This window comes from Neisseria sp. P0021.S005 (genome assembly GCF_051956955.1).
Map to the genome: position 1 here is coordinate 1 of NZ_JBQCWY010000551.1, position 2,074 is coordinate 2,074.

The following is a 2,074-nucleotide window of genomic DNA, read 5'->3' on the forward strand; positions in this document are numbered from 1 at the left end:
GCCTTCGCCGCCGTTGAGCTTGCGGATAATCACGCCGGCGAGCTGTTGCGGCAGGCCGGAATGCGTGATGGCCATGGCAAACGCGCCGAGCATGGCATAAGACAGCGCGATTTGCGCCCCGCCTTTCAAGCCTTCGTTAAAAACGGGAATAATCCCTTGCTGCACCACATCGCCGGCCGCGTTGGTTACATTCTCCAAAGGCATACCGGCCACCAAGCCGCCGACAAACGCGCCGACAGCCAAGCTGAGCACCACATGCACGCGCGATAAAGACAGCGCCAGCATGATGATGACCGCAATTACAACCGCATTCATATCGTTCTCCGTTGTTTCAGACGGCCTGTTATGTAAAAACAGGCAATCGTCTGTTTACATATTACAAATAAACATCATAACCCAAGCAGGAAGCCTTTGCAAAAAACGGCAGGCCGTCTGAAAACCAAATAATCGGCTTTCAGACGGCCTGAAGTGATTTCTTGTTTCATGTTTTAATATGGTATGCGGTTTATCGCCGAGATGAATATATTCAAAAATAGCCAAAAAACACGCGCTTCCTATTCTTTGCATAGGGTACCAATGTTAAAATCGACACAATGTTTCGGTTTTAGGTTTGTCACTGAAATTAAAGCATTTATTGCTAAAACCCAATTCAATCATACACAAACAAAGGAAAGAAGTGATGGATATTCTGACGCGGCTGCACAATCTGCCGCCCTCCCGCTTTCATTACAAACTTCTGGTTTTGGTCGGCATAGGTTGGCTGTTTGATGCCATGGATACAGGCTTGGTGTCGTTTGTATTGCCGGCTTTGGGCAAAGATTGGGCGTTGGCTCCGGCGCAGTTGGGTTGGATTGTCAGCATTGCCTTTGTCGGCATGGCTCTGGGTGCGGTATTCAGCGGCTGGCTGGCGGACAGGTTCGGACGGAAAACCGTTTTTGCCGGCACGATGGTGGTGTACAGCATTGCCACAGGTTTGTGCGCAATTGCGCCTGATTTGACGGTTTTGTTGGTGTGCCGCTTTTTTGTCGGCGTCGGCTTGGGCGGCCAACTGCCCGTCGCCGTGTCGCTGGTCAGCGAATATGCACCGCCGAAAGTACGCGGCCGTTTTATTGTATTGCTGGAAAGCTTTTGGGGCTTGGGCTGGCTCTCGGCCGCGCTGGTGTCTTATTTCTTTATTCCGCAGACCGGCTGGCACAGCGCGTTTTTATTCGGCGCCTTGCCCCTGTTTTATGTGCCGTTGGTGTTGAAATTCGTTCCTGAATCCGTGCCTTACCTGCTTTCCCGCGGCAAAACCGATGAAGCGCACCGTTTGGTATCCGCGCTGGAAATTCAATCGGGCATCACGCCGCCGACAGAAGCCGTTGCTGCACCGGCTGCCCCGCGCGAACGCATCCGCTTCTTCCAACTTTGGCAACATCCGTTTGCACGGCGTACGCTGATGATGTGGCTGGTTTGGTTCGGCATCGTGTTTTCGTATTACGGCATTTTTACTTGGTTGCCCAAACTGCTGGTCGAGCAGGGCAATACCGTGGTCAAAACCTTTGAATATGTGCTGGTAATGATTGTTGCGCAACTGCCCGGCTATATTGCCGCCGCGGCTTTGGTGGAAAGAATCGGCCGCAAAGCAACGCTGGCAGGCTTTTTGGCCGCGTGCGCCGTGTGCGCATGGTTTTTCGGGCAAAGCACCACTGCTGCCGAAGTCATGATTTGGGGCAGCCTGATGTCCTTCTTCAACTTGGGCGCATGGGGCGTTTTGTACACCTACACCCCTGAGCTCTACCCCTTGCGCTTCCGTGCTTTCGCATCCGGCTGGGCAGGCGCCATCGGCCGCATCGGCGGCATACTCGCGCCCATAGTGGTGGCGGCGATGGTGGGCAACAGCGGCGGCTTCGGCAATATCTTTATGATGTTCGCGCTGGTTATGCTGCTGATTGTGGCGGTAATCTTGGTATTGGGTGAAGAAACCAAAGGCCGTACGCTGGAAGACATCAGCCAATAAAAGATAGACATGAAAAAGGCCGTCTGAAAAATATTTTCAGACGGCCTTTTTCATTTACGTTTGTAATTTTAATAC

Annotated in this window: 1 protein-coding gene and 1 pseudogene; one reads left to right on the forward strand and one right to left on the reverse strand. The window is 52.5% G+C overall.

The genetic code is table 11. From position 1 onward, the window contains the following. Positions 1-315 (reverse strand): annotated as a pseudogene (locus ACTHUE_RS16730) (sodium:proton antiporter); the annotation flags it as partial. 364 nt (positions 316-679) lie between these two features. Here ACTHUE_RS16730 and ACTHUE_RS16735 point away from each other — a divergent pair. Then, positions 680-1,999: an MFS transporter gene (locus ACTHUE_RS16735; protein ID WP_107792144.1), complete on the forward strand. Its 1,320-nt coding sequence runs from the start codon at positions 680-682 to the stop codon at positions 1,997-1,999. The last annotated feature ends 75 nt before the right edge of the window (positions 2,000-2,074 follow it).